Origin of the sequence: Nocardia rhamnosiphila NBRC 108938 (assembly GCF_000720425.1) — a bacterium.
GTDB classification, from domain to species: Bacteria; Actinomycetota; Actinomycetes; order Mycobacteriales; family Mycobacteriaceae; genus Nocardia; species Nocardia rhamnosiphila.
In genome coordinates this window covers 1,416,301-1,441,300 of sequence record NZ_JOAJ01000001.1, presented here as the reverse complement: position 1 = coordinate 1,441,300, position 25,000 = coordinate 1,416,301, and the positions used below count along the sequence as shown (strand labels likewise).

Here is a 25,000-nt window from a genome sequence, read left to right as displayed (position 1 = left end):
CCGCCGACGGACCGATCGCCGCAGCCACCGGCATGATCGGGCAGAACACGAATGTGAGGTCAGCGGTGGAGGAAGCGCAGCAGTTCCGCGGTGACGAAGCGGGGGTTCTCCTCGACGAGCCAGTGCCCTGCGTTCGGCACATCCACCGCGCGCACGATATTGCTCAGAGAGGGCGTGACGGTGGCTCGGACCGGGTCGAGTTGTCCCTGGGCGGTCATGAGCAGGGTCGGCACCTGTGTCGGCGGTACCGCGCCGGTATCGCGGACATCTTGGTCGAGAGCGCGGTACAGCTCGAAACCACCGGTCAGGGCCTCGGGTCGGCTGTACGTCCGTGCGTATTCGTCGATTTCGGCATCGGTGAACGGGGAGCGGTCCGCGGTGCCGCCGAAGGCCGTCCCCCCGAACGAGACCTGCGGGTAGAACAGCGCCAGGTATTCCCGGACGTCGTCGCCGACGACGGCCTCCGGGATCCGGCGCTGGGAATGGAAGGCGATATGCCAGCTCATCGAACGGTAGGTGGACGCGTCGATCGCGGGCCCCGGCAGGGGCAGCTCGAGGTAGGCGAGGCGGGCGGTATCGGCCGGGAACTGGCCGGCGTACTGGAACGCCACCGCCGCACCGAAATCGTGTCCGACGACCCGGGCGTCACGGATTCCGAGCCGATCGGCGATCAGCGTGTGGATATAGCGCGCCAGGGTGGCTTTGCTGTAGTCGGCCGGGGAGCCGGTGCTGTCGCCCAGCCCGGTGAGGTCGACGGCGTAGACGGTGTGGTGCTCGGCGAGTTCGGGCATGATCTCCCACCAGCCGTACCAGGTCTGCGGCCATCCGTGGATCAGCACTACCGGTGTGCCGCTGCCTCCCGTCACGTAGTGCATGCGGACGCCGTCGATATCGGCGAATTCGTGCCGGAAGGTCTGCGTGAACTCGGGGTCGCCCCGGGTGGCGGCGGCGTACCGGGGGACCTCGGCAGCGGTGGTCGTGGCGCAGGCGGCGGTGCCGGCGGTGAGCAGGAGCGTGAGTGTGAGGGCCGCTACCGTGCGCGCGGGCAGGAGTAGGCGGTGTGCTGAGGTGATCATGGCATCGGTGTCCTGGTGGTCGGGGAGCCGGTCTGCGCCGGAACGCCTTCAGCCTCACCGACTCGCTGTCGTCCTGACACGAAATCTTGCCGTTCCGGCAAGATGGCCACGTGGACCACGAAACAGGCGATGTGCTCGATGCGGTGGGGCCCCGGCTGCGTGCGCTGCGCCGCGACCGCGGCATCACCCTCGCCGAGCTCGCGGCGACCACCGGGGTGTCGGAGAGCACCCTGTCCCGGCTGGAAAGCGGCCGACGCCGGGCGACCCTGGAATTACTACTGCCGCTGGCGCGCACCTACGACGTTCCGTTGGACGACCTGGTCGGTGCCCCGCGCACCGGTGACCCCCGGATCCACCTGAAGCCGATCCGGCGGTACGGAATGATGTTCATTCCGTTGTCCCGGCGGCCGGGCGGGGTGCAGGCGTTCAAAATGATCATTCCCGCGCAGCCGAAACCACAGGATCCGACGCCGCAGACCCACGCCGGCTTCGAATGGTTGTACGTGCTCAACGGTCGCCTGCGGCTGGTGCTGGGTGAGCGCGACCTGACCCTGCCGCCCGGTGAGGCCGCCGAATTCGACACCTCCCTGCCGCACTGGCTGGGCAGCGCCGACGGTGGCGTGGTCGAACTACTCATCCTGTTCGGCCCGCAGGGAATGCGTGCGCATGTGCACCCGGGCAGATATCGGCCGGAGTCGGGCGCGGGCCGCTGATCGGTTTCGAGGTGGACGTGGTCTACGCGATAGGTGCCTGCGACACCGAACGGCTCGAAGCGATCCCGCCATCGACATGGCGCCGGTAGCAGCATGCCTCCCTGGCGCTGGTCCGATACGCGACCCGGATCTCGAGGGTGAGCACGGGTCGCCGCCGCTTTCTTTCCGTACCTTTCGAGGGCATCCTCCGTCGCGTGTCACCGCTGTTCACGCAGCCCCCGGCATCGCACTGGAGGATGACACGGCAGCCGCCGGTCGCAGCCGCGCGAGGATGCCGTCGAGGTCGATGGTGAACATCTCGGGCCGGAAGACGTGACTGCCGGAGACCTCGTGCCATTCGTGCGGGATGCCGACGTCGGTGAGGCGTGCGCGGAACTCCCGCTGGCCGGCGAGCACCTGGGTCTCGTTCACGCTGTCGAACCAGTTGACCGGGTCAGGACTGGTGCCGGCGACCAGGAAGATCCGCTTGTTCCGGTAGCTTTCGATCCGCTCGACCGGGTTGTCGGCGCTGACCCTGGCCTGATTCCAGAACGGCGCGCCGTAGACCGTGCCGCCGCCCAATTCCACGGTCGCCGACGACAGGTTCGCCCAATGGACGACCAGCCCGAAATCGCGACGCAAACTCGCCGGGCCGGAATGGCTGCTGACCGAGGCGAAGTGGCCGTAGTACTTCGCGGTGTACTTCAACGCGCCGAAGCCACCCATCGAGAACCCGGCGACCGCACGGCCGTCGTACTCGGCATAGGTGCGGAAATTCGCCTCGATCCAGGGCAGCAGCTGGGCGATGTGGAACGTCTCCCAGTTGCGCGGGCCGACGAACGAGCTGACCGGGTTGGAATACCAGCCCGCGCGCCCGCCGTCGGGCATCACGACGATGATCGGCTTTCCGGCGGTCAGTTCGCGGATACCCAGGAAGTCGAACTGACGGAAGTCCTCGCCGCCGCCATGCAAGAGGTAGAGGACGGGATAGGTGCGTCCACTGGTCAGGTAGTCGTCGGGGAGCAGGACGTTGACCCCGGGGTTCCAGCCGATCGCGCTGGTCTGGAATCGGTAGTACCACATACGCGGGTCGCTCTCGTTGCGGTCCACGATCGTGAGTCCGAATCCGTCGCTGCGCCCGACGAATATCACCAGGATCTCTCCGGCGCCGATGACCTCGGGATCGTCAAGACCGTTGACGGTGGCGATGAGTGGGGAAAACGCGGCGTCGCCGTAGAAGCGTGACGCCAACTCCGAGACCGTGTCTCCGGCGAGGACCTTGTATCTCGTCAGGTCGGGAACGATCAGCTGTTGTCCCGCTTCGATGGTGTCGGGGTCGGTGAGATCGCTGGCGCCGGCGATCAGCCGGTGTAGTCCTGCGTCGCCGTAGAAGCGTAAAGCCAGCGCCGCCAACGTATCCCCGGCGGCAACCTCGTACCTGGTGTAGTCGGGGATGATCAATTGTTGGCCGACATCGATGGTGTCGGGGTCGGTGATCGCGCCGGCGGTGGCGATCAGCCGGTGTAGTCCTGCGTCGCCGTAGAAGCGCAATGCCAAGGCCGGCAACGTTTCCCCTGCGACAACGGTGTGTGTTCTGACCATTTGAATCACCCCTTCAATAGCCGATTGCTCTAGTGTCCAACGTGGGTAATTCGTTGTCCAGTAGTTCACAAGAACTTGTTGTTCAGCGGAAACGTTGCCGGACGGCGAGATTCGGCGGCGAGTTCGGCGATGAACGGAACGTTACTCGGTGTGACTGCAAACACTCCAGGCATCGGGATATCGCGCATCTGTCGGTAAGACAGCGAAAGCCGTCCCGGGCAGCGGCGCCAACGTAGTGCCGGGCTCGGTCCGTGACCGGGTTCCACGGCTCGGTCCGGACCGGCGTTCGGACAGGCGACGCCCGCCGCTGTCGCATCGTCGGCCACCGGCCACCGGCCACCCCGGTCCGTGGTATGCGCCCGCTTCCCCTGGATCGGGGTGCACGTCGAGATGTGGAAGATGCGTAGGCCGCCCCAGAGTGGGTAACTCAGCAGGCGCAGTACTTCCTACCAGCGCAAACGACGCAATATGCGGTAACCGCGGTATCGCGGATCCGGCTACCGATATATCGAGGAGGACTCATTGATGTACACGATCGGTCACCACAGCGGCGGGGTACGCCGGTTGTGGGCAGGCGCGGCGCTCGCGGTAATTCTCGTCGGGGGTGGTTCCGCCGCGGCGACCGCGCAGCCCGTGCCCGAGGACCAGCAGTCGCTGGAGGCGGCGCGGCAGGCGCTGATGGGGGCGACGGTCGAGTCCGTCGAGGTCGACCTGTCCAGCGGTGCCCCCGAGTTGGAGGTCGACCTCCGAACCCGTGACGGCGCCGGCTACGAGGTGACGGTCGATCCGAGCACCGCTACGGTGCTGTCCGTCGAACCGGACGACGACTGATCCGCGTCCGGGCGGCGGCGGTCGGCGGACCGCTCTGATGGTGCCGCCGAAACGCCGCGCCGGGTGGCGCCGAGAGCGGAATCGGCGACCGCAAAACGGGTCCGGCGTAGGCGCTCGGGTAGTGCCCGGTGCACACCGGCCATGGGGCCGGGGCAGTTAGCAGGCCGGGGAAGTCGTCGATCACCGAAGGGTGCCCGGAACTCGGGCGTCCTCCGGTGGAGGTGTCCGCCGGACCTTCGACATGATGCGGGCGACGAGTTCGTCGAGGCGGTCCTGGTGGGCGCCCGCCCAGTAGACCCGGGCGCAGCCGGTGCACCGGCGGAAGGTGTCGTGATAGCGGCGGGTGAGGGGAGGTAGCCGGTCGATCACGTCGGCCTTCGCTACGCCGGCCAGGGGTTCACCGCAGCGGAGGCAGCGGGTGAGTGGAGTCAGATGGCCGGAGAGGTCGAGGCGGTCGATCACCTCCACCACCTGATCGACCGGAAGGTCGGCGCGCACGAAGAGGCCGTGGGTGACGATACGGCGGGCGAGCAGACCGCGGTCCCTGGTGAGCAGGATGCGGTGGTCGTTCCTGGCGATCTCGGCGAGTCGCGCGTCTTCGGCGTCGAATTCACAGCGGACGTCGAGACCCATCAGCCGGAGCAGTCGAGCGGCGCCCCCGAGATTGACGTCGACGAGTAGGCGCGGTTCACGCAGCGGGTGCGGGCGCACCCGGGTCAGTGCGGCGATATCGAGGCTCTCGAACACCGGGTACACTGCGAGCCGATCGCCCGGGCCCGGATGGTGCCCGAAGCCGACCGATTCCCCGTTCACCAGCAGAAGGTCGATTTCGGTGTGCGGGATACCGGCCGCCTCGACGATGTCCTTCACGGTCTGATGGGGCCGCACCGGGCGCTGCAGTACCGAGAACCGGGACCGCGGGGGCAGGAAGTCGTTCAGCTCGGCGTAGACACGTAACTCGAGGCTGTCGTGTCCTTCGACGATATTGCCGGTGTACGTCTCCATGATCGAACTCCGTGCGGGAATCCACTCCACTCGAAACCGTGCGCAGTCCCGAAGTCTACTCACGGATTCCGGCTCTGCTTCTCGGCGGGAGGACGCCGTTCGCGGGGGCTGTGCGGGGAAGACGCCGACCCTGTGCAGCGCCGGACGTCGGAGTCCGCTCGTGGTCGAGCCGGGGGAGCGCGACGCCTCATCAGGCGTCCGACCGAATACCGGACGCCTGATGAGTACCGTCAGTGGGCCCCGAGTACATCCAGGATCATCGGACGGGCGGTGGCGAGTGCCCGGCCCCAATAGGGCCAGGTGTGGGTGCCCTCGACGACGTCGATACGGGCCGGGATACCCAGCGCCGCCACCCTGTCGCGGAAGATCTGCGTGCCCACCGCCGCTGTTGCTTCCAGCCCCATGGCGTTCACCGTGTTACCGACCCCGAACGGCACATCGGGTGCCCCGGGGCTGCCGTTGCCGGTCGAGATGTACATCGGCAGGCCGCGCAGGAGTTCGGCCTGCACGGTCGGATCGTTGCGGCTCCAGGCCGGGTCACCGACCGGGCCCCACATATCGTCCACATTGAACCGGCCTTCGTCCCACATCGCGGCCCGAACCGCCTCGTTCCACAGGGGGAAGGTCGGGTTCAGGAAGCCGGAGAACGATCCGGCGAACTTGAACTGGTCGCGGTGGTACGCGGCCAATGTCAGGGCGGCCCCGCCGCCCATGGAGGCGCCGACGATGGCCTTGTTGGTCCGCGATACGCCGTATCCGGCAAGGAAATTGGGCAATTCACGGGTGAGGAAGGTCTCCCACCGGTACGTCTCCGCCTGGCCGTTGGTTCCGCTGGGCCGGTACCAGTCGGTGTAGAAACTGGAACGGCCGCCGACCGGGAACACCAGGGTGACATTGTCGCCCGCGAACTGCCGCAGGGCGTCGGTATCACTGGTCCACTGACTGTGATCGGCCGGTGCGCGAAGGCCGTCGAGAACGTAGAGCGCCGCACTGCCACCGCGCGCCGCCCACTGCACCTGAACCTTGATCGGTCCCATGCCGGACGGTACGAAGAGTTCCTCGTATCCACCCGCCGGGGCCCGCAGCACCGGAGTGCCGATCGGGGCCGCACTGACCACTGCCCCGCCCACACAGGTGGTCAGGACCATCGACGCAACAACCGCAGCGACTCTCCGCAGCCGCTTCCGCACCACCCACCGACTCCTCGTTCGCACCCGCTACTCCTCATTGGTCTCGGATACCGGACGGGTGAGCACGCTACCGAAGCAACCCGGATTCGCCCGCGTGCCGCACAGGCGGCTGCCGAATTGTTCCGCTTTCGCCGCAACAAGGCCCTTCCGGGCGTGCGCCTCGCGAACCCGCAGGTCTCACGGCATCCGGGCAGTCCCACCCAACCCCACGTCGATCACCGTTCCGGTGACGTAGCGCCCGGTCTCGCCGACGAGATGGCCGACGGCGTCGGCGACCGCTTCCGGCGGGCACCACGGGATCCGCATGGGGCTCATCCGCGCATAGCGCTCTTCGACGTCGTGGCGGGAGGGATTGTCGAGATCGGGGGCGAACAGGGAGTACAGGGCCGGATTGTGGAGCATCGGGGTGTCCACATTGGTGGGGCATACGATATTCGCGGTGATCCCGCTTTCCGCGTATTCGAGGGCCACGGATTTGACGAGCCCGATAACGCCCCATTTCGATGCCGAATAGTGCGCGAGGTTCGGGGTGCCCTGCCGGCCGCTCATCGAGGAGATGGCCACGATCCGGCCCCAGCCGGTGGTCATATGGGGGAGTGCCGCCCGGAGGCAGTGGAAGGTGCCGGTCAGGTTGGTGGCGAGCATATCGGCCCACATGGTGTCGGAGAGCTCGGTGACCGGCGCGAAGCCGACGATGCCCGCGGACGTGACGAGAATATCGATACTGCCGGTCCGGGCGGCGACGGTCCCGGCGAACGCGGTGACAGCGGCGGAGTCGCGGACGTCGAGCAAGCCGGTGTGGCAGGTCCCGCCGTCCGCTTCGATCAGCCGCGCTGTTTCGGTGAGGTCGTCCTCTGTGGCCAGCGGATAAGGCGCGGTATCGCCGGGCGCGCAGAGATCCGCGAGCCATACGGTGGCACCACGCCGGGCCAGTGCCCGGCCGATGGCGCGACCCTGTCCCCGTGCGGCGCCGGTGACGATCGCCGTGCGCCCGCCGAGGTCACCGCTGGTTGCGTCGTCCGTCATCGTCATCTCCCGCACTTGTCCCGACCAACTGCTCGACCTGCGCTTTGGCGATCTTCCCGCCCGGCGCCAACGGCATGCTCTCCAGCACGCGCAGCCGTTCCGGCAGATACTCCCGGGTGATGCCCTGTGCACGCAGCCAGGTGTTGAGATCCGCGAGCGACAGCCGATCGGTTCCCGGAGCCAAGGTGATCGCCGCGCACAGCCGCTCCCCGAACAGCGGATCGGGTACGCCGACCGCGGCGACCATTTCCACGGCGGGATGTTCACGGATGAAATCCTCCACCTCCAGTGCGGAGATGTTCTTGCCGCCGCGGATGATCAGATCCGCCAGGCGGCCGACCACGCGCAGCCGGTCGGAGTCGTCGACTTCGACGATATCGCCGAGCCGGATCCAGCCGTCATCGGTGAAGAGTTCGGCGTTGGCGGCGTCGTCGTTCCAGTAACCGGGAGACATGAGCGGTCCGCGGACCGCCGGTTGCCCGCGCCGGACACCCGGACCCGGGGGGCCGTCCTCGAGGATGCGGACGTTCATCGCCTCGATGAGCCGGCCACCGGTGCCGAGCCGGGTTTCGTCGTCGTCATGGACGGTGGTGGCGCTCGCCGCGCCGGTTTCGTTGGAGCCGTAGAACTGGAGTACCAGCGCGCCGGTGGCTTCTTCGAAACGCCGCGCCTCGGCGTAGGGCACGGCCTCACCGCCGGTGAACATGATTCGCAGCGCGCCGGCCCGGGAGACCGCTCGGTCCGGGGTCTGCAGCATCATCCGGAACTGGGTGCTCACACAGGCGAGGATCGTGGCGCGGTACTCGGCCATCAGATCGATGGCGACCGCCGGATCGAAGCGGTGCATCACCAATGCCGGACGGCCGAGGAGCGCGGGCAGGAAATGCGAGGTCCACAACCCGAATCCGAACGGCGCGGGCACGAATGCGGCGACGATCTCCAGGGCGCCCATCTCCGCGTTCCGGCAGGCGATCGCGGCGAACGCACTCCACCGTCGTTGGGTCTGCATGACGAGTTTCGGCCGGCCCGTGGTGCCGGAGGTGCTGTTGAGCAGGCATACGTCGTCCACCGAGAATTGCCGGACGGGCGCGGTGCGGCCCGTGCGCTCCACGACGCCGTCGGTGCCGACCTGTAGCCCGTCGACGATCACCAGGTGTGCCGGGTCGGTGTCGCGCGCCCGCAGTTCTGCCGACAGGTCCGATACCGGGACACCCCGGTTCTCGCGGGCGGTCACGAGCACGGTGGCCCCCGAGGCCGACATCAGATGCGCGACTTCCGCCGGGCCGGACCGGGCCCCGACGGCGACCGCGAGGACTCCCGCGCGGTAGGCGCCGACGAGCGTGGCGTGGAATTCCACGGTGTCGGGCAGATACACCGCGACCGCGGGGATCTCGCCGAGTGAGAGCAGCGCCGCGCAGACCCGGTCGGCGAGGCGATCGTAGTCGGCCCAGGTGGTGGACCCGGCCGGGCTGATGTAGGCGGGTTCATCCGCGCGGGTGCGGGCCCAATGGCGGACCAGATCGCTGACGGCGTAGCCGGTGTATGCCTCCGGGTCCGCTGCGAATCCGGGGAGATCGGCCAAGGACGCGTGTTCCATCACAGAGCTTCCTCGAGCATCCCCATGGCGGCTCGGTAGGCGGTGTCGAGTGCGCCGGGGTCGTCCTGCGGCGCGGAGAGCGAGCCCCGGATCATGACGTACCCGCGGTCGACGATCCGGGACACCCGGTACAGTGCCGGCTCGGCGACGAGCACCGTGATTCCCGAATCCGCCAGGCCGCGAACGTGGTCGAGCAGTTCCCCGGCGATCTTGGGGGAGAGTCCGGTGGTCATCTCGTCGAGCAGTAGCGCGCGCGGCCGCACCAGCAGGGCCCGGGCGAGCAACAGCATCTGTTGCTCCCCGCCGGAGAGGACACCGGCCAGCTGTTTCGACCGCGTCCGCAGGATCGGGAAGCGTTCGTAAGCCGTATCGAGCACATCGTTACGTGCGCCCAGCAGCCGCGCCCCGATCTCCAGGTTCTCCCGAACCGTCAGGCGCGGGAACAGTTGCCGCCCCTGCGGGACGAACGCGATCCCGGCGCGCAGCCTCTGCTGGGCGGGCGCGCCGCTGAGGTCGTTGTCGTCGACGGTGACGGTTCCGGTCGCCGGTGTACTGCCGAACAGCGCGGACAGCAGGCTCGATTTACCGGCGCCGTTCGGCCCGACCACCGCCGTGACCTCCCCGGATCGCGCCTCGAACGCTGTCTCCCGGACCGCGACGGCCTTTCCGTAGTGGACGCCGACTCCGCGGGCGGTGATCATCGGGCCTCCTGAGTGGTACCGAAGTACACGGAGCGCATCTCGGCGCTGCGCATACAGTCGTGCGGGCTGCCGGTGAACGCCACGGCACCATCGGCCAGCAACACCACCGAATCGGCGAGTTCGGCGATCAGGTCGACATTGTGATCCACCAGGATCACCGAATGTCCCGCGTCACGCACCTGTCGGACCGCATGGGAGATCGCCGCGATGCCGTCGGTATCGGAGCCGGCGAAGGGCTCGTCGAGCAGCAGCACCCGGGGTCGCGCGGCCATGGCGCGGGCGATTTCCACGAGCCGCTGGGAGCCCAGGCCGAGGCTGCCCGTCGGTACGCGTCCGGTGGGGACGCCGTATTCCGCGGCCACGGCGGCCGCGGTGTCGAGTACCGAGCGGGGCGTGCCCGCGAGCCCGCGCAGGAACGCCCGCACCGACGCCCCGTACGAACCGATGGACCGGCCGACGATACCGGGCACGATGTTCTCGACCGGGGTCGATTCCAGGGCCAGCTGTGGGTGCTGGAATGTCCGGGCCAGTCCTGCTCGCGCACGTGCCGCGGGCCCGGCGGGCAGGGCCCGGCCGTCCACGTGCACTGTTCCCGCGTCGGCGGATTGAGTGCCCACGATGCAGTCGACCAGGGTGGTCTTTCCGGCGCCGTTGGGGCCGACCAGGCCGAGGACGCTGCCGGCCGGCAGGTCGAAACCGACCTGGTCCACAGCGGTGACGCCGCCGTAGTGCTTGGTCAAGCCCCGCACCGACAGCAGGGGCGCGGGGTCCGCGGGTGCCATCACTGTCATCTCCTGTCCTGATTCCGGGACGGTACGAACCGTTCCACGGCCCGATGGGTCCAGCCGATGACGCCGCCGGGGGCGAGCAACAGGATGACCAGCACGACCACCGCCAGCAGCAGTTCGCCCGACCCCTGATAGCCGGGCATGTTCAGGCTGACGCCGACCACGATCAGCGCCCCGAGCGGAGCACCCCAGGCCGAACCGCGGCCACCGATGATCGGCATGAAGATGGCGAGGAACACCAGGTCCAGGCCGAAGGTCTCCGGGGTCACCGCCTGCACCGACGCGGTGAACAGGGCCCCTCCGGTGGAGGCGATCGCCGCGCCGGAGGCCAGGGCCACCACGGTGAGATGGGTGGGGGAGATACCGGTGGACTGCACCGCGGGCGCGTTCTCGCGTGCGGCGGACAAGGCGATACCCCAGGCCGATCGGCGCAGGCGGTCGATGAACACCGAGACCACGCACACGAACGCGATCGCGGCCACCACCTGGGCATAGCGCGGGGGTTCCCAGCCGAACAGCGCGGGCACCGGAATACCGGAGATCCCCGACGCCCCGCCGGTGAGCGTGGTGGCGTCGCCCAGCCAATGCTCGAACGCGATGGCGAACAGCAGGGTCACGGCGGCGAGATAGAACCCCGACAGCTTCCTGGTCGCGACCGCCAGCACGAGAGCGACGGTGGCGGCGATCACCATGCCCACGAGCCAGCCCCACCACGGCGACAACCCCTGTTTCACCGAGAGGTAGGCCACCGCGTACGCGCCGATGGCCGCATAGGCGCTGTACGCCATGGACAGCGAGCCGGCCAGTACGAAGGGCAGGTACATGCCCAGTGCCACCAGCGCATAGGTGGCGGCCAGGAAGACGAGGTCCTGCCGGTACAGGCTCGGTCCCATCCACAGCAGCACCACGGCGACGACGGCGAGACATACGCCGAGTTCCCCGAGTACGGTCCGGGCGGCGGGTTTGGTGGTCGCGATCGCGGAAACGGCCATCACACACGCACCTTTCGTTGGAACAGGCCTTCGGGCCGGAACGCGAAGAACACGAGTGCGACGAGGAAGATGGCGATCGAACTGCCGGTGGCGCCGAAATAGAAACTGCCGAAAACCTGGACCCAGCCCAGTGCCAGCCCGCCGACCAACGGCGCCCACGGTTTCCCGGTGCCGCCGACGACCAGTGCGAGGAAACCCGTGAGCGTCCAGGACAATCCGCTGGTGAACTGGGCACCCGATTTCGCCGCGAAGATCACTCCGGCGATCCCGGCGATTGCGCCGGAGAGCCCGAACGCCCACAACCGGACCCGGGTGACGTTCACACCGATCATCCGGGCCGCGTCGTGATTGTCACCTACCGCGCGCAGCAACTGCCCGGTGGTCGTACCCCGTAACCAGAGAACCGTGGCCACCAGGACCACCACGGTGATCAGGATGATGGTCGCCGTCGTGCCCTGTACCGAGACCGGGCCCAGGTGGAAATCCGGCAGTGGTAACAGGTTCGCGACCGAGACCGGGGTCCGGCCGAAGATCGTGCCCGCCAGTTGCTGAATGGCGAACAGCGTCGCGGTCACCGCGACCAGGGCCGGGAGTTCGGCGCCGCCGGACCGGCGTTGTACCGGCCGGACCACCACGATCTCGGTCACCAGCGATATCCCCACGGCCGCCACGACTCCCAGTACCGCGCCGGCGACGATCGGCACACCCCACTGAGCGGACGCGTATCCGGCGAATAGGCCCGCGGCCATCGCGTACGGTCCCGCGGCGAAATTGAAGAACGACGCGCCCACCACGACCAGGTAGATCGACAAGGCGACGAGCGCGAAGAAACAACCGATCTCGGCGCCGGCCAGCCACAACTGTGGATCGCTCATCGATCGGATCCCTTCGGTGTGCACTCCGGCTGGTACTCGGCCCAGGGGCCGGCCGGGGTGTTGTCGGCGCCGAATTCGATGAGCACCAGCCCGCAGGCCGAATCCGGGGCGATATGGTCGTCCGGCGCGAACGACAGGGTCAGTGGCGCCTGGCCGAAACTCGCCGGAATGCCGCGGACCTGCTGCAGGGCCTGGTTGAGGAGCTGCCGATCGGTATGGGTTCCGGCGAGTTCGATGGCCCGCGCGAGCAGCATCACCGAGTCGTAGGCCTGGGCGTCGTATGCGGTGAGGGAGTAATTCGGCCCCTTGACCGTGCGCAGCCAGTTCTGTAATTCGGTGGTCCGCGGATTGTCGTCGCTCAGGCTGCCCATATAGACCAGGCCGTCGAGGGAACCGGGTGCGGCGAGCTTCCACGACTGCGGCTGGTTTCCGATCGACGCCAGGGAGAACCGTTGCAGTCCGGGCGCCAGCCGATGCACCGTGTTCTGCGCGAGCAGTTCGAAGTTCCCGCCGACGCTCGCGACGAGTACGACGTCGGGATCGCTGGCGAGTAGCCTGCTCACCCCGGCGGTGAGATCGGCCGCGTCGACGGCCGCCTTCTGGGTGCCGACGATATCGACACATCCGCGCAGCTTCGGGTAGAGCGTATCGAGGATGCCCGCGATCGCCGGACTCGAATCGGCGAGCACACCGAGCCGCTTCCTGCCCTGCGCGGCGAAGGCCCCACAGTAGACATCGGCGTACTGGGCCAGCGGATTGGGGACCATATAGGCGAACTCGTTACCGGGCGGACCGGCGACCGCGTCGGTCAGTGCCGTGGGCGCGATGGTGACGACCTCGGTGGATTGCGAAATCTGTTTGGCCTGGAGGGCCGATCCGCTCCCGGTCGCCAGGATGACGGCGGACGCGCCCTGGTCGACCAGTTTGCGAATGATCGACGGGGTGTTGGTCGGGCTGCTCTCGTCGTTCTCCACCACCAGCCGGACCTCTTTGCCGCCGATTCCGCCCGCGGCATTGAGCCGATCCACCGTGGCGCGGACGGTGTCGCCGGCGATCGTCGAATACGACGCGCCCGGCCCGGTCGAATCCTCGTCCATGCCGATGACGATGTAGTCGTCCACCGGTTCACGGACCTGAGCACATCCCACCGGCAGCAGAGCCGCGGCCAGCACCCAGGAAAGAATCCGGGTACGTCTCATGAGACCACCACCAATCAAGCATGCGCTTGGCCATAGCCAAGCAATTGCTTGAGAGTGTGTCCTGCGCCACTGCTTCTGTCAACGGGTTGCCGCGAAACGGGGCGGGCGAAAACGGGTTACGGTTCGTCGACCAGGCGTTTCGACAAATCCTCCAGTCGGTGCTCGATACGGTCGAGCCGATCGGTGATCGCCGCGGCGTCGCCCGCCGGGGCGCCGGGCGCGCGGATCTCCGGCGCGGCGCCGCCGTCGACGAACGCGGCCACCACGGTGTCGGTCACCTCGTCGCGCCGTTGCGACAGATGTTCCCGGTGGTAGCGAATCGACCACCACACGCCCTCGCGCAGCATTCGCGCGAACTCGACCGGGTCGAGCCCGGCGCGCAGTTCCCCGCAGGTACTGGCGCGGGTCGCGGCGTCGATCCAGAACGTATGCGCTTCCCGGACCGCGTGCGCGATCTCCGCGGGTGCGCCCGGTCCGTGGTAGGCCTTCTCGTTCTGGTAGATCTCGGTCGCGTACGGATGTGCCTCGGCGATCTCGATCGAGGAATAGACCAGGGCGCGCAACTCTTCGCGCATCCCGTTCACGTGTGGAAGCACCGATCGGTAGCGGGCATTCAGGTCGGTCAGGAAATCGTCGAGGATCGCGAACGCGATCGCGTCCTTGGAAGGGAAATGATGGTAGAGGCTCCCGGACAACATCCCGACACCCTCGGCGATATCCCGGACGCTGGTCCCCGCTACTCCGCGCTCGACGAAAAGCCCGGCAGCGACGCGTTTGATCTGGTCTCGGCGGCTCACCACCCGCCCATGCTTACCGTCCATGACGACGCCTGTCGAGCGGCCGTCCGCGCGGGGTGGTGTCGCGTGCGAGGGGGCCCTCGGTGGAGACAGTGCCGAACCGGTGATCCCGGGTACATCCCAACCGAAAAATTGGTGTTTCAAACACCGAATATCGTAGGGTCGTGCTGTGCAACTGTCCCGGTTCGCCGATCTCGGCCTGCGCGCGATGATGCGCCTCGCGGTGAGTGGCGCCGCGGCCGAGCGGGTGACCGTCAAACTCATTGCCCGGCAGGTCAACGCCTCCGAACACTATGTGGCGAAGGCGGTGAGCAGACTCGCCGAACTCGGTCTGGTGGCGGCGCATCGCGGCCGCACCGGCGGTGTCTTCCTGACCGAGCTCGGCCGCACCGCCACGGTCGGGCAGATCGTGCGCGGTCTCGAGGGTGGAGCCCAAGTGGTGGAGTGCGGTGGGGATACGCCGTGCCCCCTGGTCTCGGCCTGCCGCTTGCGGCACATGCTGGGTACGGCACAGGAGACGTTCTTTCGCGAACTGGACAATTACAGCCTGAGTGATCTGGTGGACAGGCGAACTGTGGAATTACTGCACGTCCCGGTCGTCCCGGCCCGCTGACCGCCGGCCGTGCCTCCGGCCGACAGTTCAACTGTCCGCAAGCCGGTCGAGGAAGCTCGGCCGTCGGTGTTCGCGGCACCACGCGTCCTACTGCGCCGCACACCCCGGGGCCTGCGGGGTGCCGGCGAAGCGGTCGGCGAGGAAGTTCATGCCGCCGAGTGCTTCACCCGCGCCGGCTCCGAGATGTCCCGGGAACAGCGAGCGAGTCGCGGTGAGGGTGGCGCCCGCGGCGCAGTAGGCATCGACAAGGGCGGTGTAGCCGGCGACGGGGATCTTCTCGTCGGAGACGCTGTGGTACAGGTAGAGCGGCGCGTCGGGGGCGGTACCACCGAGTTCATTGGGGACGGCGGCCGCGCGGAAAGCGGGATGCGTCGGCAAGTTCGGCACCGTGGCGAGGTCGTCGATGTGGGTATCCGGGTACTTCTGGGCCAGATCCGCACCGCAGGCGGATGTATCCGCGGTGTGCAGGGCACTGCGTCCTTGGTCGTTCAGCAGATCGGCCAGCCTGGAATCGGGTTCGTTGCGGGCCAGTCCGAGCAGGATCAGTATCGCCCCCGCCTCACCGTCGGCGTGTTCGGCCATGGACGGGATATCGGTCGGGACGCCGCCGGCGCTGACACCGGCGAACCCCACGTCGGGTGCGTATTCCTGGCGCAGCTGCGCGGCCCATAGTGTGGCGAAGGCTCCACTCGAATACCCGTAGGCCCCGATCGGGCCGGCGGCATCGAGGCCGGCCGGAGCGAAGGACCGGGCAGCCCGGATTCCGTCCAGGACTCCACGCCCGGAGGTCACCCCGTCGAAGAGCCGCGACTGCGGCCCTTCGTAATCGCTGACCACGACGGCCCATCCGCGCCGCAGCGCGTCCGCGATGAACGGCGCATCCTGCGCGACGGCCGCCATATCGGTGTCGTTGCGTCCGCCGCGCAGGGTGAACGACGGCGCGCACCGGGTGTCGAGACTGTTCTCGGGTACCTGGTACGACAACACCGGCCGCGGCCCGTCCGAGGGCACCGGCGGCACCAGCACCGTCGTGACGTTCAGTTGCGGCTGCTCGTCCGAATCGGTGGTGCGATAACGCAGTTGATACGCGTCCACCGGTAGTGGCAGGCCGAGCAGGGGGATCGTCCGTGACCCGAGCACCGTTCCGTTCGGATGGGACGCGAGGTCGGCCGGTGCGGCATAGAAAGGATCCTCGCCGGGTGGCGGCACCGCGGCTCGCGCGACCGGCATCGACAATGCGGCCGAGAGCGCGACCGCGGCGAGCGCGAGGACTGCGAGCCAGAGCCGACCGATCCGCCGGAGCAGCACCGGTGGCCGGCGTATGCCGTCGACCGGCAGGCCGAATCCACTGGTCGCCGGACATACTGTCCGGCCTCCGTTTTTCCGATATGTCGACAGAGTCTGTTCGGGTTTCATCATGCCTCCCGCGTCCGGTGGGCCAACCCGCAAGGACTCCGGGCCTGCGCTGACCGGCCATGTCACAGTTGGGACAAGATCACGATAGCGTAACGACTGACTGCACGATAGCATAACGATTGCTAGTTCCGTCTCGGTCGATCAGCAGCTCACGAAGGAATCGTGCTGGTCGCACGGGCGGAGGTCGGTGACGAGATGGTCACCGAGCGCTACGGCGGCATCCGGTTGAGCCCGCTCGCCGGCTCGACCGGAGGGCTGCCGACCGGTGCGGCCATCCGCGTGGCGGAGACGCCTCGCTGGACGGAGCCGATACCGGTGCGCACGCGGGCCTCGACACGCCGGGTCATTGTTCGGCAAACGCCGTCACCACACGAGACTGCGATCCTTGCTTCACGCCGGCTTCGCACAAACAGATTTCAGGGCCCCGACCGCCGTGATCGTGGTGAGTCATGGGTGACGCCCCGGAAGCCCCGGTTTCGTTGGGGCGGCCTCGGCAAACCACACCAGCGCCGGCACGAGACCCGAGATGTCCGAGCGGCGGAAACAGGATGCGGACACAGATGTCGCGGACAGGAGATCCGATGCCGATTCGATGGATTCGATGGCTTGTACCCGGGGTCATCATGGCGGCCACATTCGCCACGGTGCCCATGGGGTCGGCGAGCGCCGACCCGATCGATGACATCCCGGGTGGGCTGGAGTCGTTCTACCACCAGCAGTTGGACTGGGGGCCGTGTGACGACGCGGCGCTCGATGGTGCGGGGGCGCAGTGCGCGGGTGTTGTCGTGCCGCTCGACTACAGCCGACCGGACGCCCGCACGCTGACCGTGGCGATTTCGCGTATCCCGGCCACCGACCCCGACCGCAGGCACGGGATCATGCTGTCCAACCCCGGTGGTCCGGGCGGTCCGGGCCTGGGCATGATGGTCGACCTGCGGGATCGGCTCACGCCGGAGGTCCGTGCCCGATACGACCTCATCGGCATGGACCCGCGTGGTATCGGCCGCTCGGATCCGGTGAACTGTGCACTGCCGCTGCCCACCATGTTGTTCTCGGCCGGTTTCGACGCCTTCGGCTTCGCACGCGACACCGCACTGGCCGCCGCACTCGCGGCATCCTGCATTGCCCCCGACCCCGAGAAGGCCCGCCAGATCACCACCCGCAATACCGCCCGGGACCTGGACATCATTCGTAGCGCATTCGGTGAGCGCCGGCTCAACTACTACGGCGGTTCCTACGGCACCTATCTGGGCGCGGTCTACTCGCAGATGTTCCCGCAGCGCACCGACCGGATGGTGCTGGACAGCGCCATGGACCCGGACCGCTACTGGATCGGCACGTACCAGGACATGGGTGCGGTCAACGAGGCCGGGCTGGACGACTGGGCGATCTGGGCGGCGCGTCGCGACGCCGACTACCACTTCGGTAGCAGCGGGCCACAGGTCCGCGCTTTCGTCGAGGACATGATCCGCCGCGCCGCCACGCATCCGGTCATCGGCAACGGCTATCTCATCGATGAACACACCGTGCCGATGATGCTGTTGGCGCTGTTGTCGAACCCGCAGAAGAACGCCGACCTCGCCGAGGTCGTGCGGTTCGTGGCCGACGCGGTGTCCGGGCTGCCCGTCGATATGGAGCAGCTGAAAACGAAGATCAGCGGCGGCGTTCCGATGAACGTATCGGGCATGGCCGCGGTCCTGTGCGGCGACCGGGCCGCACCCCGGGACCCGGCCTGGTATCGCCGCAACATCGAAAGCGTGCGGGCGACCCAGCCGGTGTTCGGTGCGTTCGCCAACAACATCACCGCGTGCGCGTTCTGGCCGGACCCGGTCGAGGAAATCACCGCTGTGCACAATTCGGCGCCGGCCCTGATCCTGCAGGCGACAGGTGACACCCGCACTCCCTACCGGCAAGGTCTTGCCCTCCACGAGGACCTGACAGGGTCACGAATGGTCACGTTGGCGGACACCCGCGTGCACGGTGTCCTCCGCGCCGACCTGAGCCGCTGCGTGAGCGAGGCCGTCAACACCTACTTCCGTGACGGCACCCTCCCCGATGCCGACATCACCTGTAGGCCCGACCCCGGCTCTCTTCCCGACTAGGTCTCACCGACTTCTCGGCCCGGACAGCGGGTCCGTCTAACTGCCCGGGCAGTGACCCGTGCTCCGCGGTTGCCCGTCGATTGCGCAATGCCCTATCGCCTGCGACCACCGGTCCGAGGACGTGGAAACTGCCTCGAAAAGAGCGCTGGTCGCAGGCGAATCGGCGTCCGCGAGATCAGTGAGTCGCCAGTGCGGTGGACTGCCCGGAGCGTAGTCCCGGTCGCAGGACGAAGTCCGGATCGATCTGGGTGATCACGTCCCGGCCCGCCCAGGCTTCGGCGTTGCGGATATGGAATTTCACCGTGTGGTGGTGGTAGGTGTTCCAGTCCCGATCGACGGTGTCGAGTGCGGTCCGGATCTCGGTGAGGGCCTTGCGGTTCTCCGGTTCGAGGTCGGTGATCGGCCGGATATCGCCACGTTCGGCGGCCCGCACATGTGCGGAACGTCCTATCCAGCACAGCAGGTCGTCTCCGACCTGTTCGCGCAGGAACTCGAGGTCGTGCTCGTCGGAGATCTTGTTACCGATCACCGCGATGCGGATGCCGAAATCCTTGGCGTAGTCGAGGTATTGGCGGTAGACGCCGACGCTGCGCAGTGTCGGTTCGCATACCAGCGCGGTCAGGTCGAAACGGGTGAACAGGCCCGACGCGAACGAGTCGGCGCCGGCGGTCATATCGACCACGACGTACTCGCCCGGGAGATCGACCATATGGTTGAGCAGCATCTCGGCGGCGCCGACTTTGGAGTGGTAGCAGGCCACACCCAGCTCCTCTTCGGAGAACCGGCCGGTCACCATCAGCCGCGCGCCCTCGATCTCCCGTACGCAGGCGGAGTAGATCGGGTTGTCCTCCACCACGCCGAGCAGCCGTGACCCGTTTCCCGGCGGGGTGGTCTTGAGCATCGCCTCGCCGGAGGGAATGCGCGGATTGCTGCCGCGTAGATAGTCCTTGATCAACGGCAGCTGGTCGGCGAGGGTCGGCAGTGCCGCCGATTCCTCCTCGGTGGCACCCAGCGCGGTCGCCAGGTGCTGGTTGATGTCGGCGTCGATTGCCAGTACCGGCACGGCCTGCGCGGCCAGCTGGCGAATGAACAGTGAGGACAGGGTCGTTTTGCCGCTGCCGCCCTTTCCGACGAAGGCGATTTTCACCGCCACACTTCCTTCCCGTAGGTAACGAAATTCATATTCGATAATGCGGGGGTAATGTATCGGATGCCTCGTCGGGCGTGCACGCCGGGCGGTGCCGAGAACACTCGGAAGCGCACTCGCAGTGAAGTTTTCGTTGCTCGCGGAGAACGTGGTCGATCGGCCCACCAGGTCCGGGAGATCACCACCCACCGCACCCGTCGTCGATGTGAGCGTCTCGTGAGTGCGATGACGGCGTAGAGCCGGACGGCGCGCTACTCGCCCGGCCCGACGCTGTCGTACTCGGTATGCCCCCGGCCCGGTCCGAGCCGTTGTGAACGGTGTGCTCGGCCGCTGAGGATCGGGTGACAGCCCCCCGCGGCGGCCGTAACCGATAGCGATACGGGAATCACCGTGTCCGACCTCAGGGGAGCGGAATCTCCAAGTGGACGGTCTGGAACCCCTGACCGCCATCGCGTGCGTCATGGATTATGTGGCCGTGCTCGAGCCAGAATTCGAGCGCGCCCGGGGTTCTGGCGTCGGTATGCAGGTAGAGGCGGTCGAAGTCCGCTGCATTCGTGACGTACTCGATCGCGGCCCGCACCAGGCGGTTGGCAAGTCCGCGCCGTTGGTGCTCGGGCCGGACGTAGACACGGAACAGTTGGGCCGTGCGCGGGTCCGGATATTGCTCGGTCAGCCACCGCGGATGGGGTGGGTGGCGTGGGCCCTGCGCCCGGATGGCCGTGGTGGCGACGATGCGGCCCTCGTGTTCGGCGACCCACAGCCGGTTGCGCGGATGGTGCAGGTAAGCGGTCGCCGGGTCGATGACATCCGCGTGGTGTTCGGGGAGATACCCGATGCCGAACACCTGGTAGAAGGTGTCGAGCATGACACTGCGGGCCCCCGGAAGATCGTCTTCGCCGGCGAGGCGGATCCGGTACCCGGTGGTGAGGGATACGGTCAACGCAGTGCTCCCAATTCTCGGTCGAGTACTTCGATTCCTTCCACGGCGACCGGTCCCGGCCCGGTGTAGCCGAAGGGCACGACGATCATGCGGTTGTCCCGGATGGCCGGCAGGCGTGCGAGTTCGGGCCGGTCGCGCAAGGCCCGCCGAGCGGAATCAGGGGTCTGGTCGCCCTGGGTGAGCAGGACGATGAGGTCCGGGTCGCGGTCGATGAGAGCTTCGGTGTTGATTTCGGAGTAGCGGGTCGCGTTGTCGCCGAAGACGTTCTCCAGTCCGAGTATGTGCATCTGGTGGGACACGGTGCTGGTGCTGCCGTAGGCGCTGACCTTGTTTCCGTCCCGGGAGATGATCAGCGCGGCGGCTCGTAGCGGCGGGCGGGTGGCGTTGCGGTCGGCCACGGTGTCGACGCGCCGGCGCAACGAGGTGACCTCCGCGTTCGCCGCCGCGCTGGTTCCGAAGAGCTTTCCGTAGACTTCGATATCGGCGAAAATATCGTCGAAGGTGCCCGCCGCGTCGCGGCAGTAGCCGCGGGTGACCAGCAGCGGGATGTTCACCCGAGCGAGGTCGTCGGCGGAGACGGCGGCGCCTTCGAAGCTGACGACGACATCGGGGCTCCGATCGATGATCTCCTCGCGGGCGATCTCACCGGTGCGGGAAGTGGTTTCGATACCGGTCAGCTCGTCGGCGTATTCGCCGGGAAATGGCGCCGATTCGAAAGTCCGGGTGACAATGCGGTCGGCGGCTCCGGCGGCGGCGATCAACGGGGCGGCGACGGAGCCGACGGTGACGATACGTTGCGGAGGGGCCGTGAAGGTGACATCGCGTCCGCAGCTGGAGACGGTCATCGGGAAGCCCTCCGCGGCGGGGCCGGTAGCGGCCGTCGGGCTGCCGCACCCGGTCAGGAGCGCGGCGGCGAGTAGCGCGACCCCGGGTAAGGCCCGGCGCGCGCCGCTGCGTCGTCGAGTAAACATTGTGGTGTATTCCTTTCAGGGAACGGGATCAGTGCGGCGATTGCCGGAATCGGCGCACCAATAGGAGGAGAAGTGGGGCGCCGACCACCGCGGTGACGATGCCCAGTGGAAGTTCCCGGGGCGCGAAGGCGAGCCGGGCCACGACATCGGCCACCACCAGAAACAGTGCGCCGAGCAGGGCGGACAGGGGCAGCAGACGCCGGTGCCCGGCACCGACACACAAGCGGGCGACGTGCGGGACGATCAGGCCCACGAACCCGATCGCTCCCGCGACGGCGACCACACCACCGATGGCCAGGGCCACGATGCCGAGGGTGATCACGCGCAGCCGCCCGGGGGACAGGCCGAGTGCGCGCGCGGTGTCGTCACCGGCGGCGAGCATGTCCAGCCGGGTGGCGAGCAGGACGAGTGCGAGGATCGCGGCAACGGTCACGGCCGTGGTGGTGGCGACCGAGGGCCAGGCGGCCGAGCCGAGTGAGCCCAGCAGCCAGAACAGCACGGTGCGGGCGCCCTCCTGATCGTCGGAGGCGAAGATCAGGAAACTGGTGGCGGCAGAGAAGAGGTAGCCGATGGTGACCCCGCCGAGCAGCAGCCGCAACGATGTCATCTGCCCGTTGAGATGGGCGATCGCGAACAGAAGTGCGGTCGCCAGCACGGCTCCGGTGAACGCGCTGGCGGCGAGCGCCCCGGCGGCCACCGAACCGCCGAACAGCAGGGATACCGCCGCGCCGGTGGAGGCGCCGGAGGTGACGCCGAGGATATGCGGATCGGCCAGTACATTGCGGACCAGGGTCTGCAATACCGCCCCCGCCACCGCGAGCGCGGCGCCGACCAGCGCGCCGAGCAACACTCGGGGCACCCGTACCAGCCACACGATCGAATCCTGGGCTGTGCTCCAGTCGGCGGTCGCGGGCATACCCACGGTGTGATGGCCGATAATGCGCGTCACCGTGAGTGGCGGGACCGATACCGGGCCGAGCCCGGTGGCGATCAGGAGCACCAGCACCAGTGCGATACCGAAGCCGCCCAGCCACCACAGCATCCGGGCACGGTCGCGTGCATGGCCGAGGTCGTCGACGGTGTTTTCCTCCGGCAGCGTGGCCGTCATCCGCCGACCTCCTGTGCCCGAGCTCCATTCCGGCCGAGAGGATTTCCGGCGCCCTCGCGATCGTGTGGGCCGAAGAGCAGCTGGGTTCCGCCGAACGCGGTGCAGCGGTGTACGCGCACCCCGTATACGGGTTCGATGATCTCCGGTGTCAGCACCTGGTCGACCGGCCCCGCGGCGACCACCCGGCCGCGGCGCAGCAGAACAAGTGTGTCGCAGTAGCGTGCCGCCAGGTTGAGGTCGTGCAGTACCACCAGGGCGGTAGCGGTCAATTCACCGACCAGGCCGAGCAATTCGTGCTGATAGCCGATATCCAGATGGTTGGTGGGTTCGTCCAGCAGCAGATGGTCGGCCTGCTGGGCGAGTGCGCGGGCGATCAGGACCCGTTGACGCTCCCCGCCGGACAACTGGGCGACAGGACGGTCGGCCAGGTGCCGCGCGCCGACCCGTTCCAGGGCCGCCGCCGCCGCGATCCGGTCCGCGCGGGAATAACCGCGCAGCGAATGAGCCCACGGCGCCCGGCCGAGGAGGACGGTGTCGGTGACCGTGGCCGGTGTCTCCGGCGGCGCTTCCTGGGCCACCACCGCGAGGCGGGCCGCGAGGGCTCGGCCCCGCAGCGTCTCGACCGGGATATCGTCGATGCCGACGACACCGGAATGCGGGCGCAGGGCCCGGTAGATGGTCCGGAGGAGAGTTGATTTGCCGGATCCGTTCGGGCCGATGAGCCCGACGGTGCTGCCCTGTTCCACGACCAGATCGATATCGTCGAGGACGGGATCGCCCGCGTACGAGAATCTGATACCGGCGGCGCTGATCATTGCCGGACCGCCTTCGTTGTCGGGAAGGTCATTGTGCGGTTCCGCCTTTCCTTGTGCGGCCTTGTGCGGGCAGTGGTATCCCGGCGGGCAGCAGTCCGCGCCCGCGCAGCCCGAGGACGCCGATCGCCGAGGCCGCGCCGATCGAGGCGCAGCACACGGCCGGTGGCCAGGCGAACGGGCCGCCGTATCGGTCGACCAGAGCGCCCACCCCGGATGTGGTGGCTACTGTGAAAACTCCCGAGGCCAGATAGAAAGCGCCGAAATAGGTCCCGGTGAGCGCGTCGCCGGCGAAGCGCGGAACGGCCTCGTTGACGAAGGGCTGGACCATCGCCACCCCGACCGCGAGGACGACGGCGCCGGCCAGTACCGGTAGGAGGCCGATCGTCACCGCGAGTGGGCCGGGTTCCGGCGGCGCCGGCCCGAGCGCCGCCAGTGGAGGGAACAGGAACGCGGCCCCCAGCAGCGCCATCCCGGCCGCCATGGCAGGCCCGCGATCGGGCCGGCGGCTCAATACGCGGGTGATCGGCACCTGGCAGGCCAGTACCGCGGCTGTCTCCACGAGGAACAGCGCGGCGACCGCCTTCGGTCCGGCGAGTTGCTGCACTTGCAGGGTGAAAAGAAAGTAGATCTGGCTCTGCAACGCGAACAGTCCCATGAGAGCCGCGGCGAACCACCAGAACACCCGATCGGTGAACAGCCGGCCCAGATCCGCGATGAGCGTAGTCCGCGCGGCCGGGACAGGGCGCGCGGGCAGCAATGCGAGCTGGGCGACGGTCAGTATCGCGAACACCGCCGCCGCGGCGACCGCGGTGAGCCGGAAACCCATGTTCATCATGAGCACGCCGACCAGTGGTCCGACCGCCGAGCCGGTATTTCCCATCACGTTGAACAGGGCGAAGGCCTGCGCCGACCGATCACCGCCGGCCCGCGCGATGTATGCCCGAACGGCAGGATTGAACAGTGCCCCGGCGAATCCGGTGAGCACGGAACCGAGCAATACCACCGGCAGTGAACCGCCGACCGCGAACAAGGCGAATCCCGCGGCCCGGATCGCCGCGCCCACGATGATGACACCGCGGGCGCCGAGCCGGTCCGCCGCTGCCCCGCCGACCAGGAACAAGCCCTGTTGGCTGAGATTGCGGACGCCGAGTACCACCCCGACCACGGTCGCCGAGAGCGCGAGGTCGTCGAGCAGGTAGTCGGCCAGGAATGGAATCAGCATGTAGAAGCCGATATTTCCGAGCAGATGATTGCCCAGTAACAGGCGTACGGACAGTGGGAAGGCCCCGAAGGAACCGAGCCCGCTCACCGAGCGCGCTCGTGCGGCGCCGGAACAGCCACGGGGGACCGGTCACTGGATCTGCGGTCGGCGACGGTACTCGGGAACGCGAACCGGGCAGGCGAACAAGCGAACTCAGTCACGGCACCCGATACCGCTCCAGCCGGATGGATTCCTCATCACACACCCTCTCACATCGAGAGATAATGATAACCGTTTCCAATTCGGGGCGGTAGGT

At 67.9% G+C, this 25,000-nt stretch carries 23 protein-coding genes; 4 read left to right on the top strand and 19 right to left on the bottom strand.

Going from position 1 to position 25,000, the window contains the following annotated elements; translation table 11 throughout:
• Window positions 1-59 precede the first annotated feature (59 nt).
• Window positions 60-1,076 carry an alpha/beta fold hydrolase gene (locus tag IG75_RS0106450; RefSeq protein ID WP_030520235.1) on the bottom strand — a complete coding sequence of 339 codons (1,017 nt, stop codon included), beginning with the start codon at window positions 1,074-1,076 and terminating at the stop codon, window positions 60-62.
• A gap of 110 nt (window positions 1,077-1,186) precedes the next feature.
• On the opposite strand from IG75_RS0106450, the gene IG75_RS0106445 reads away from it, so the two are divergent.
• Entirely contained in the window at window positions 1,187-1,789 is a 603-nt protein-coding gene (locus tag IG75_RS0106445) for a helix-turn-helix domain-containing protein (RefSeq protein WP_030520234.1), read from the top strand.
• 207 nt (window positions 1,790-1,996) lie between these two features.
• Here IG75_RS0106445 and IG75_RS0106440 read toward each other — a convergent pair whose 3' ends face one another.
• Window positions 1,997-3,370, bottom strand: coding sequence for an alpha/beta hydrolase-fold protein (locus tag IG75_RS0106440; protein ID WP_030520233.1), 1,374 nt, complete (start codon window positions 3,368-3,370; stop codon window positions 1,997-1,999).
• Window positions 3,371-3,892: 522 nt separating this feature from the next.
• On the opposite strand from IG75_RS0106440, the gene IG75_RS0106435 reads away from it, so the two are divergent.
• A complete protein-coding gene (locus tag IG75_RS0106435; RefSeq protein ID WP_156058667.1) occupies window positions 3,893-4,201 on the top strand; it encodes a PepSY domain-containing protein in 309 nt (102 codons plus the stop codon).
• Window positions 4,202-4,381: 180 nt separating this feature from the next.
• Here IG75_RS0106435 and IG75_RS0106430 read toward each other — a convergent pair whose 3' ends face one another.
• From IG75_RS0106430 to IG75_RS0106385, 10 genes are all read right to left on the bottom strand, one after another.
• A complete protein-coding gene (locus IG75_RS0106430; RefSeq protein WP_051714281.1) occupies window positions 4,382-5,206 on the bottom strand; it encodes a Mut7-C RNAse domain-containing protein in 825 nt (274 codons plus the stop codon).
• A 230-nt stretch (window positions 5,207-5,436) separates the two neighbouring features.
• Complete coding sequence (locus IG75_RS0106425; protein WP_081876660.1) at window positions 5,437-6,354, bottom strand: alpha/beta hydrolase; 918 nt, start codon at window positions 6,352-6,354, stop codon at window positions 5,437-5,439.
• 219 nt (window positions 6,355-6,573) lie between these two features.
• A complete protein-coding gene (locus tag IG75_RS0106420) occupies window positions 6,574-7,422 on the bottom strand; it encodes a mycofactocin-coupled SDR family oxidoreductase (RefSeq protein ID WP_030520229.1) in 849 nt (282 codons plus the stop codon).
• Complete coding sequence (locus tag IG75_RS0106415; RefSeq protein ID WP_081876659.1) at window positions 7,397-9,019, bottom strand: class I adenylate-forming enzyme family protein; 1,623 nt, start codon at window positions 9,017-9,019, stop codon at window positions 7,397-7,399. The genes IG75_RS0106420 and IG75_RS0106415 overlap by 26 nt, the downstream gene beginning before the upstream one ends.
• Entirely contained in the window at window positions 9,019-9,720 is a 702-nt protein-coding gene (locus tag IG75_RS0106410; protein WP_030520227.1) for an ATP-binding cassette domain-containing protein, read from the bottom strand. Before IG75_RS0106410 ends, IG75_RS0106415 begins: the two co-directional genes overlap by 1 nt.
• Complete coding sequence (locus tag IG75_RS0106405) at window positions 9,717-10,511, bottom strand: ATP-binding cassette domain-containing protein (RefSeq protein WP_245713061.1); 795 nt, start codon at window positions 10,509-10,511, stop codon at window positions 9,717-9,719. Before IG75_RS0106405 ends, IG75_RS0106410 begins: the two co-directional genes overlap by 4 nt.
• Entirely contained in the window at window positions 10,508-11,500 is a 993-nt protein-coding gene (locus IG75_RS0106400) for a branched-chain amino acid ABC transporter permease (protein ID WP_051714278.1), read from the bottom strand. The genes IG75_RS0106405 and IG75_RS0106400 overlap by 4 nt, the downstream gene beginning before the upstream one ends.
• Window positions 11,500-12,375 (bottom strand): branched-chain amino acid ABC transporter permease, encoded by an 876-nt coding sequence (locus IG75_RS0106395; protein ID WP_030520224.1) that lies wholly within the window; start codon window positions 12,373-12,375, stop codon window positions 11,500-11,502. Before IG75_RS0106395 ends, IG75_RS0106400 begins: the two co-directional genes overlap by 1 nt.
• Entirely contained in the window at window positions 12,372-13,574 is a 1,203-nt protein-coding gene (locus IG75_RS0106390; protein ID WP_030520223.1) for an ABC transporter substrate-binding protein, read from the bottom strand. Before IG75_RS0106390 ends, IG75_RS0106395 begins: the two co-directional genes overlap by 4 nt.
• A 116-nt stretch (window positions 13,575-13,690) precedes the next feature.
• A complete protein-coding gene (locus IG75_RS0106385) occupies window positions 13,691-14,395 on the bottom strand; it encodes a TetR/AcrR family transcriptional regulator (protein ID WP_051714277.1) in 705 nt (234 codons plus the stop codon).
• A gap of 145 nt (window positions 14,396-14,540) precedes the next feature.
• Between IG75_RS0106385 and IG75_RS0106380 the strand changes: the two genes are divergently transcribed.
• Window positions 14,541-14,984 (top strand): RrF2 family transcriptional regulator, encoded by a 444-nt coding sequence (locus tag IG75_RS0106380; RefSeq protein WP_030520221.1) that lies wholly within the window; start codon window positions 14,541-14,543, stop codon window positions 14,982-14,984.
• Window positions 14,985-15,071: 87 nt separating this feature from the next.
• On the opposite strand, the gene IG75_RS0106375 is transcribed toward IG75_RS0106380, so the two are convergent.
• On the bottom strand, window positions 15,072-16,292 hold the full coding sequence (locus IG75_RS0106375; RefSeq protein WP_156058665.1) for a lipase family protein: 1,221 nt from the start codon (window positions 16,290-16,292) through the stop codon (window positions 15,072-15,074).
• 689 nt (window positions 16,293-16,981) lie between these two features.
• Between IG75_RS0106375 and IG75_RS0106365 the strand changes: the two genes are divergently transcribed.
• A complete protein-coding gene (locus tag IG75_RS0106365; RefSeq protein WP_081876748.1) occupies window positions 16,982-18,502 on the top strand; it encodes an alpha/beta hydrolase in 1,521 nt (506 codons plus the stop codon).
• Between the two features lie 175 nt (window positions 18,503-18,677).
• On the opposite strand, the gene IG75_RS0106360 is transcribed toward IG75_RS0106365, so the two are convergent.
• The 6 genes from IG75_RS0106360 to IG75_RS0106335 form a co-directional block, all read right to left on the bottom strand.
• Window positions 18,678-19,655 carry an ATP-binding protein gene (locus tag IG75_RS0106360; RefSeq protein WP_245713062.1) on the bottom strand — a complete coding sequence of 326 codons (978 nt, stop codon included), beginning with the start codon at window positions 19,653-19,655 and terminating at the stop codon, window positions 18,678-18,680.
• Between the two features lie 394 nt (window positions 19,656-20,049).
• Complete coding sequence (locus IG75_RS0106355; protein WP_030520217.1) at window positions 20,050-20,589, bottom strand: GNAT family N-acetyltransferase; 540 nt, start codon at window positions 20,587-20,589, stop codon at window positions 20,050-20,052.
• Window positions 20,586-21,560: an ABC transporter substrate-binding protein gene (locus IG75_RS0106350; RefSeq protein WP_081876656.1), complete on the bottom strand. Its 975-nt coding sequence runs from the start codon at window positions 21,558-21,560 to the stop codon at window positions 20,586-20,588. The genes IG75_RS0106355 and IG75_RS0106350 overlap by 4 nt, the downstream gene beginning before the upstream one ends.
• 28 nt (window positions 21,561-21,588) lie before the next feature.
• The gene (locus IG75_RS0106345; RefSeq protein WP_030520215.1) at window positions 21,589-22,668 is read right to left on the bottom strand and encodes a FecCD family ABC transporter permease; all 1,080 of its coding nucleotides are present in this window, start codon (window positions 22,666-22,668) and stop codon (window positions 21,589-21,591) included.
• Window positions 22,665-23,483, bottom strand: coding sequence for an ABC transporter ATP-binding protein (locus tag IG75_RS0106340; RefSeq protein WP_051714275.1), 819 nt, complete (start codon window positions 23,481-23,483; stop codon window positions 22,665-22,667). The genes IG75_RS0106345 and IG75_RS0106340 overlap by 4 nt, the downstream gene beginning before the upstream one ends.
• Before the next feature lie 28 nt (window positions 23,484-23,511).
• Window positions 23,512-24,792, bottom strand: coding sequence for an MFS transporter (locus tag IG75_RS0106335; RefSeq protein ID WP_051714273.1), 1,281 nt, complete (start codon window positions 24,790-24,792; stop codon window positions 23,512-23,514).
• Between the last annotated feature and the right edge of the window lie 208 nt (window positions 24,793-25,000).

What these genes read in the sequence shown, in the direction of transcription:
- IG75_RS0106410 (WP_030520227.1), bottom strand. Translation starts at nt 9,720, where the DNA reads ATGATCACCGCCCGCGGAGTCGGCGTCCACTACGGAAAGGCCGTCGCG.
- IG75_RS0106425 (WP_081876660.1), bottom strand. Translation starts at nt 6,354, where the DNA reads ATGGTCCTGACCACCTGTGTGGGCGGGGCAGTGGTCAGTGCGGCCCCG.
- IG75_RS0106405 (WP_245713061.1), bottom strand. Translation starts at nt 10,511, where the DNA reads ATGACAGTGATGGCACCCGCGGACCCCGCGCCCCTGCTGTCGGTGCGG.
- IG75_RS0106365 (WP_081876748.1), top strand. Translation starts at nt 16,982, where the DNA reads ATGCCGATTCGATGGATTCGATGGCTTGTACCCGGGGTCATCATGGCG.
- IG75_RS0106450 (WP_030520235.1), bottom strand. Translation starts at nt 1,076, where the DNA reads ATGATCACCTCAGCACACCGCCTACTCCTGCCCGCGCGCACGGTAGCG.
- IG75_RS0106390 (WP_030520223.1), bottom strand. Translation starts at nt 13,574, where the DNA reads ATGAGACGTACCCGGATTCTTTCCTGGGTGCTGGCCGCGGCTCTGCTG.
- IG75_RS0106350 (WP_081876656.1), bottom strand. Translation starts at nt 21,560, where the DNA reads ATGTTTACTCGACGACGCAGCGGCGCGCGCCGGGCCTTACCCGGGGTC.
- IG75_RS0106430 (WP_051714281.1), bottom strand. Translation starts at nt 5,206, where the DNA reads ATGGAGACGTACACCGGCAATATCGTCGAAGGACACGACAGCCTCGAG.
- IG75_RS0106345 (WP_030520215.1), bottom strand. Translation starts at nt 22,668, where the DNA reads ATGACGGCCACGCTGCCGGAGGAAAACACCGTCGACGACCTCGGCCAT.
- IG75_RS0106340 (WP_051714275.1), bottom strand. Translation starts at nt 23,483, where the DNA reads ATGATCAGCGCCGCCGGTATCAGATTCTCGTACGCGGGCGATCCCGTC.
- IG75_RS0106395 (WP_030520224.1), bottom strand. Translation starts at nt 12,375, where the DNA reads ATGAGCGATCCACAGTTGTGGCTGGCCGGCGCCGAGATCGGTTGTTTC.
- IG75_RS0106385 (WP_051714277.1), bottom strand. Translation starts at nt 14,395, where the DNA reads ATGGACGGTAAGCATGGGCGGGTGGTGAGCCGCCGAGACCAGATCAAA.
- IG75_RS0106420 (WP_030520229.1), bottom strand. Translation starts at nt 7,422, where the DNA reads ATGACGGACGACGCAACCAGCGGTGACCTCGGCGGGCGCACGGCGATC.
- IG75_RS0106440 (WP_030520233.1), bottom strand. Translation starts at nt 3,370, where the DNA reads ATGGTCAGAACACACACCGTTGTCGCAGGGGAAACGTTGCCGGCCTTG.
- IG75_RS0106415 (WP_081876659.1), bottom strand. Translation starts at nt 9,019, where the DNA reads ATGGAACACGCGTCCTTGGCCGATCTCCCCGGATTCGCAGCGGACCCG.
- IG75_RS0106400 (WP_051714278.1), bottom strand. Translation starts at nt 11,500, where the DNA reads ATGGCCGTTTCCGCGATCGCGACCACCAAACCCGCCGCCCGGACCGTA.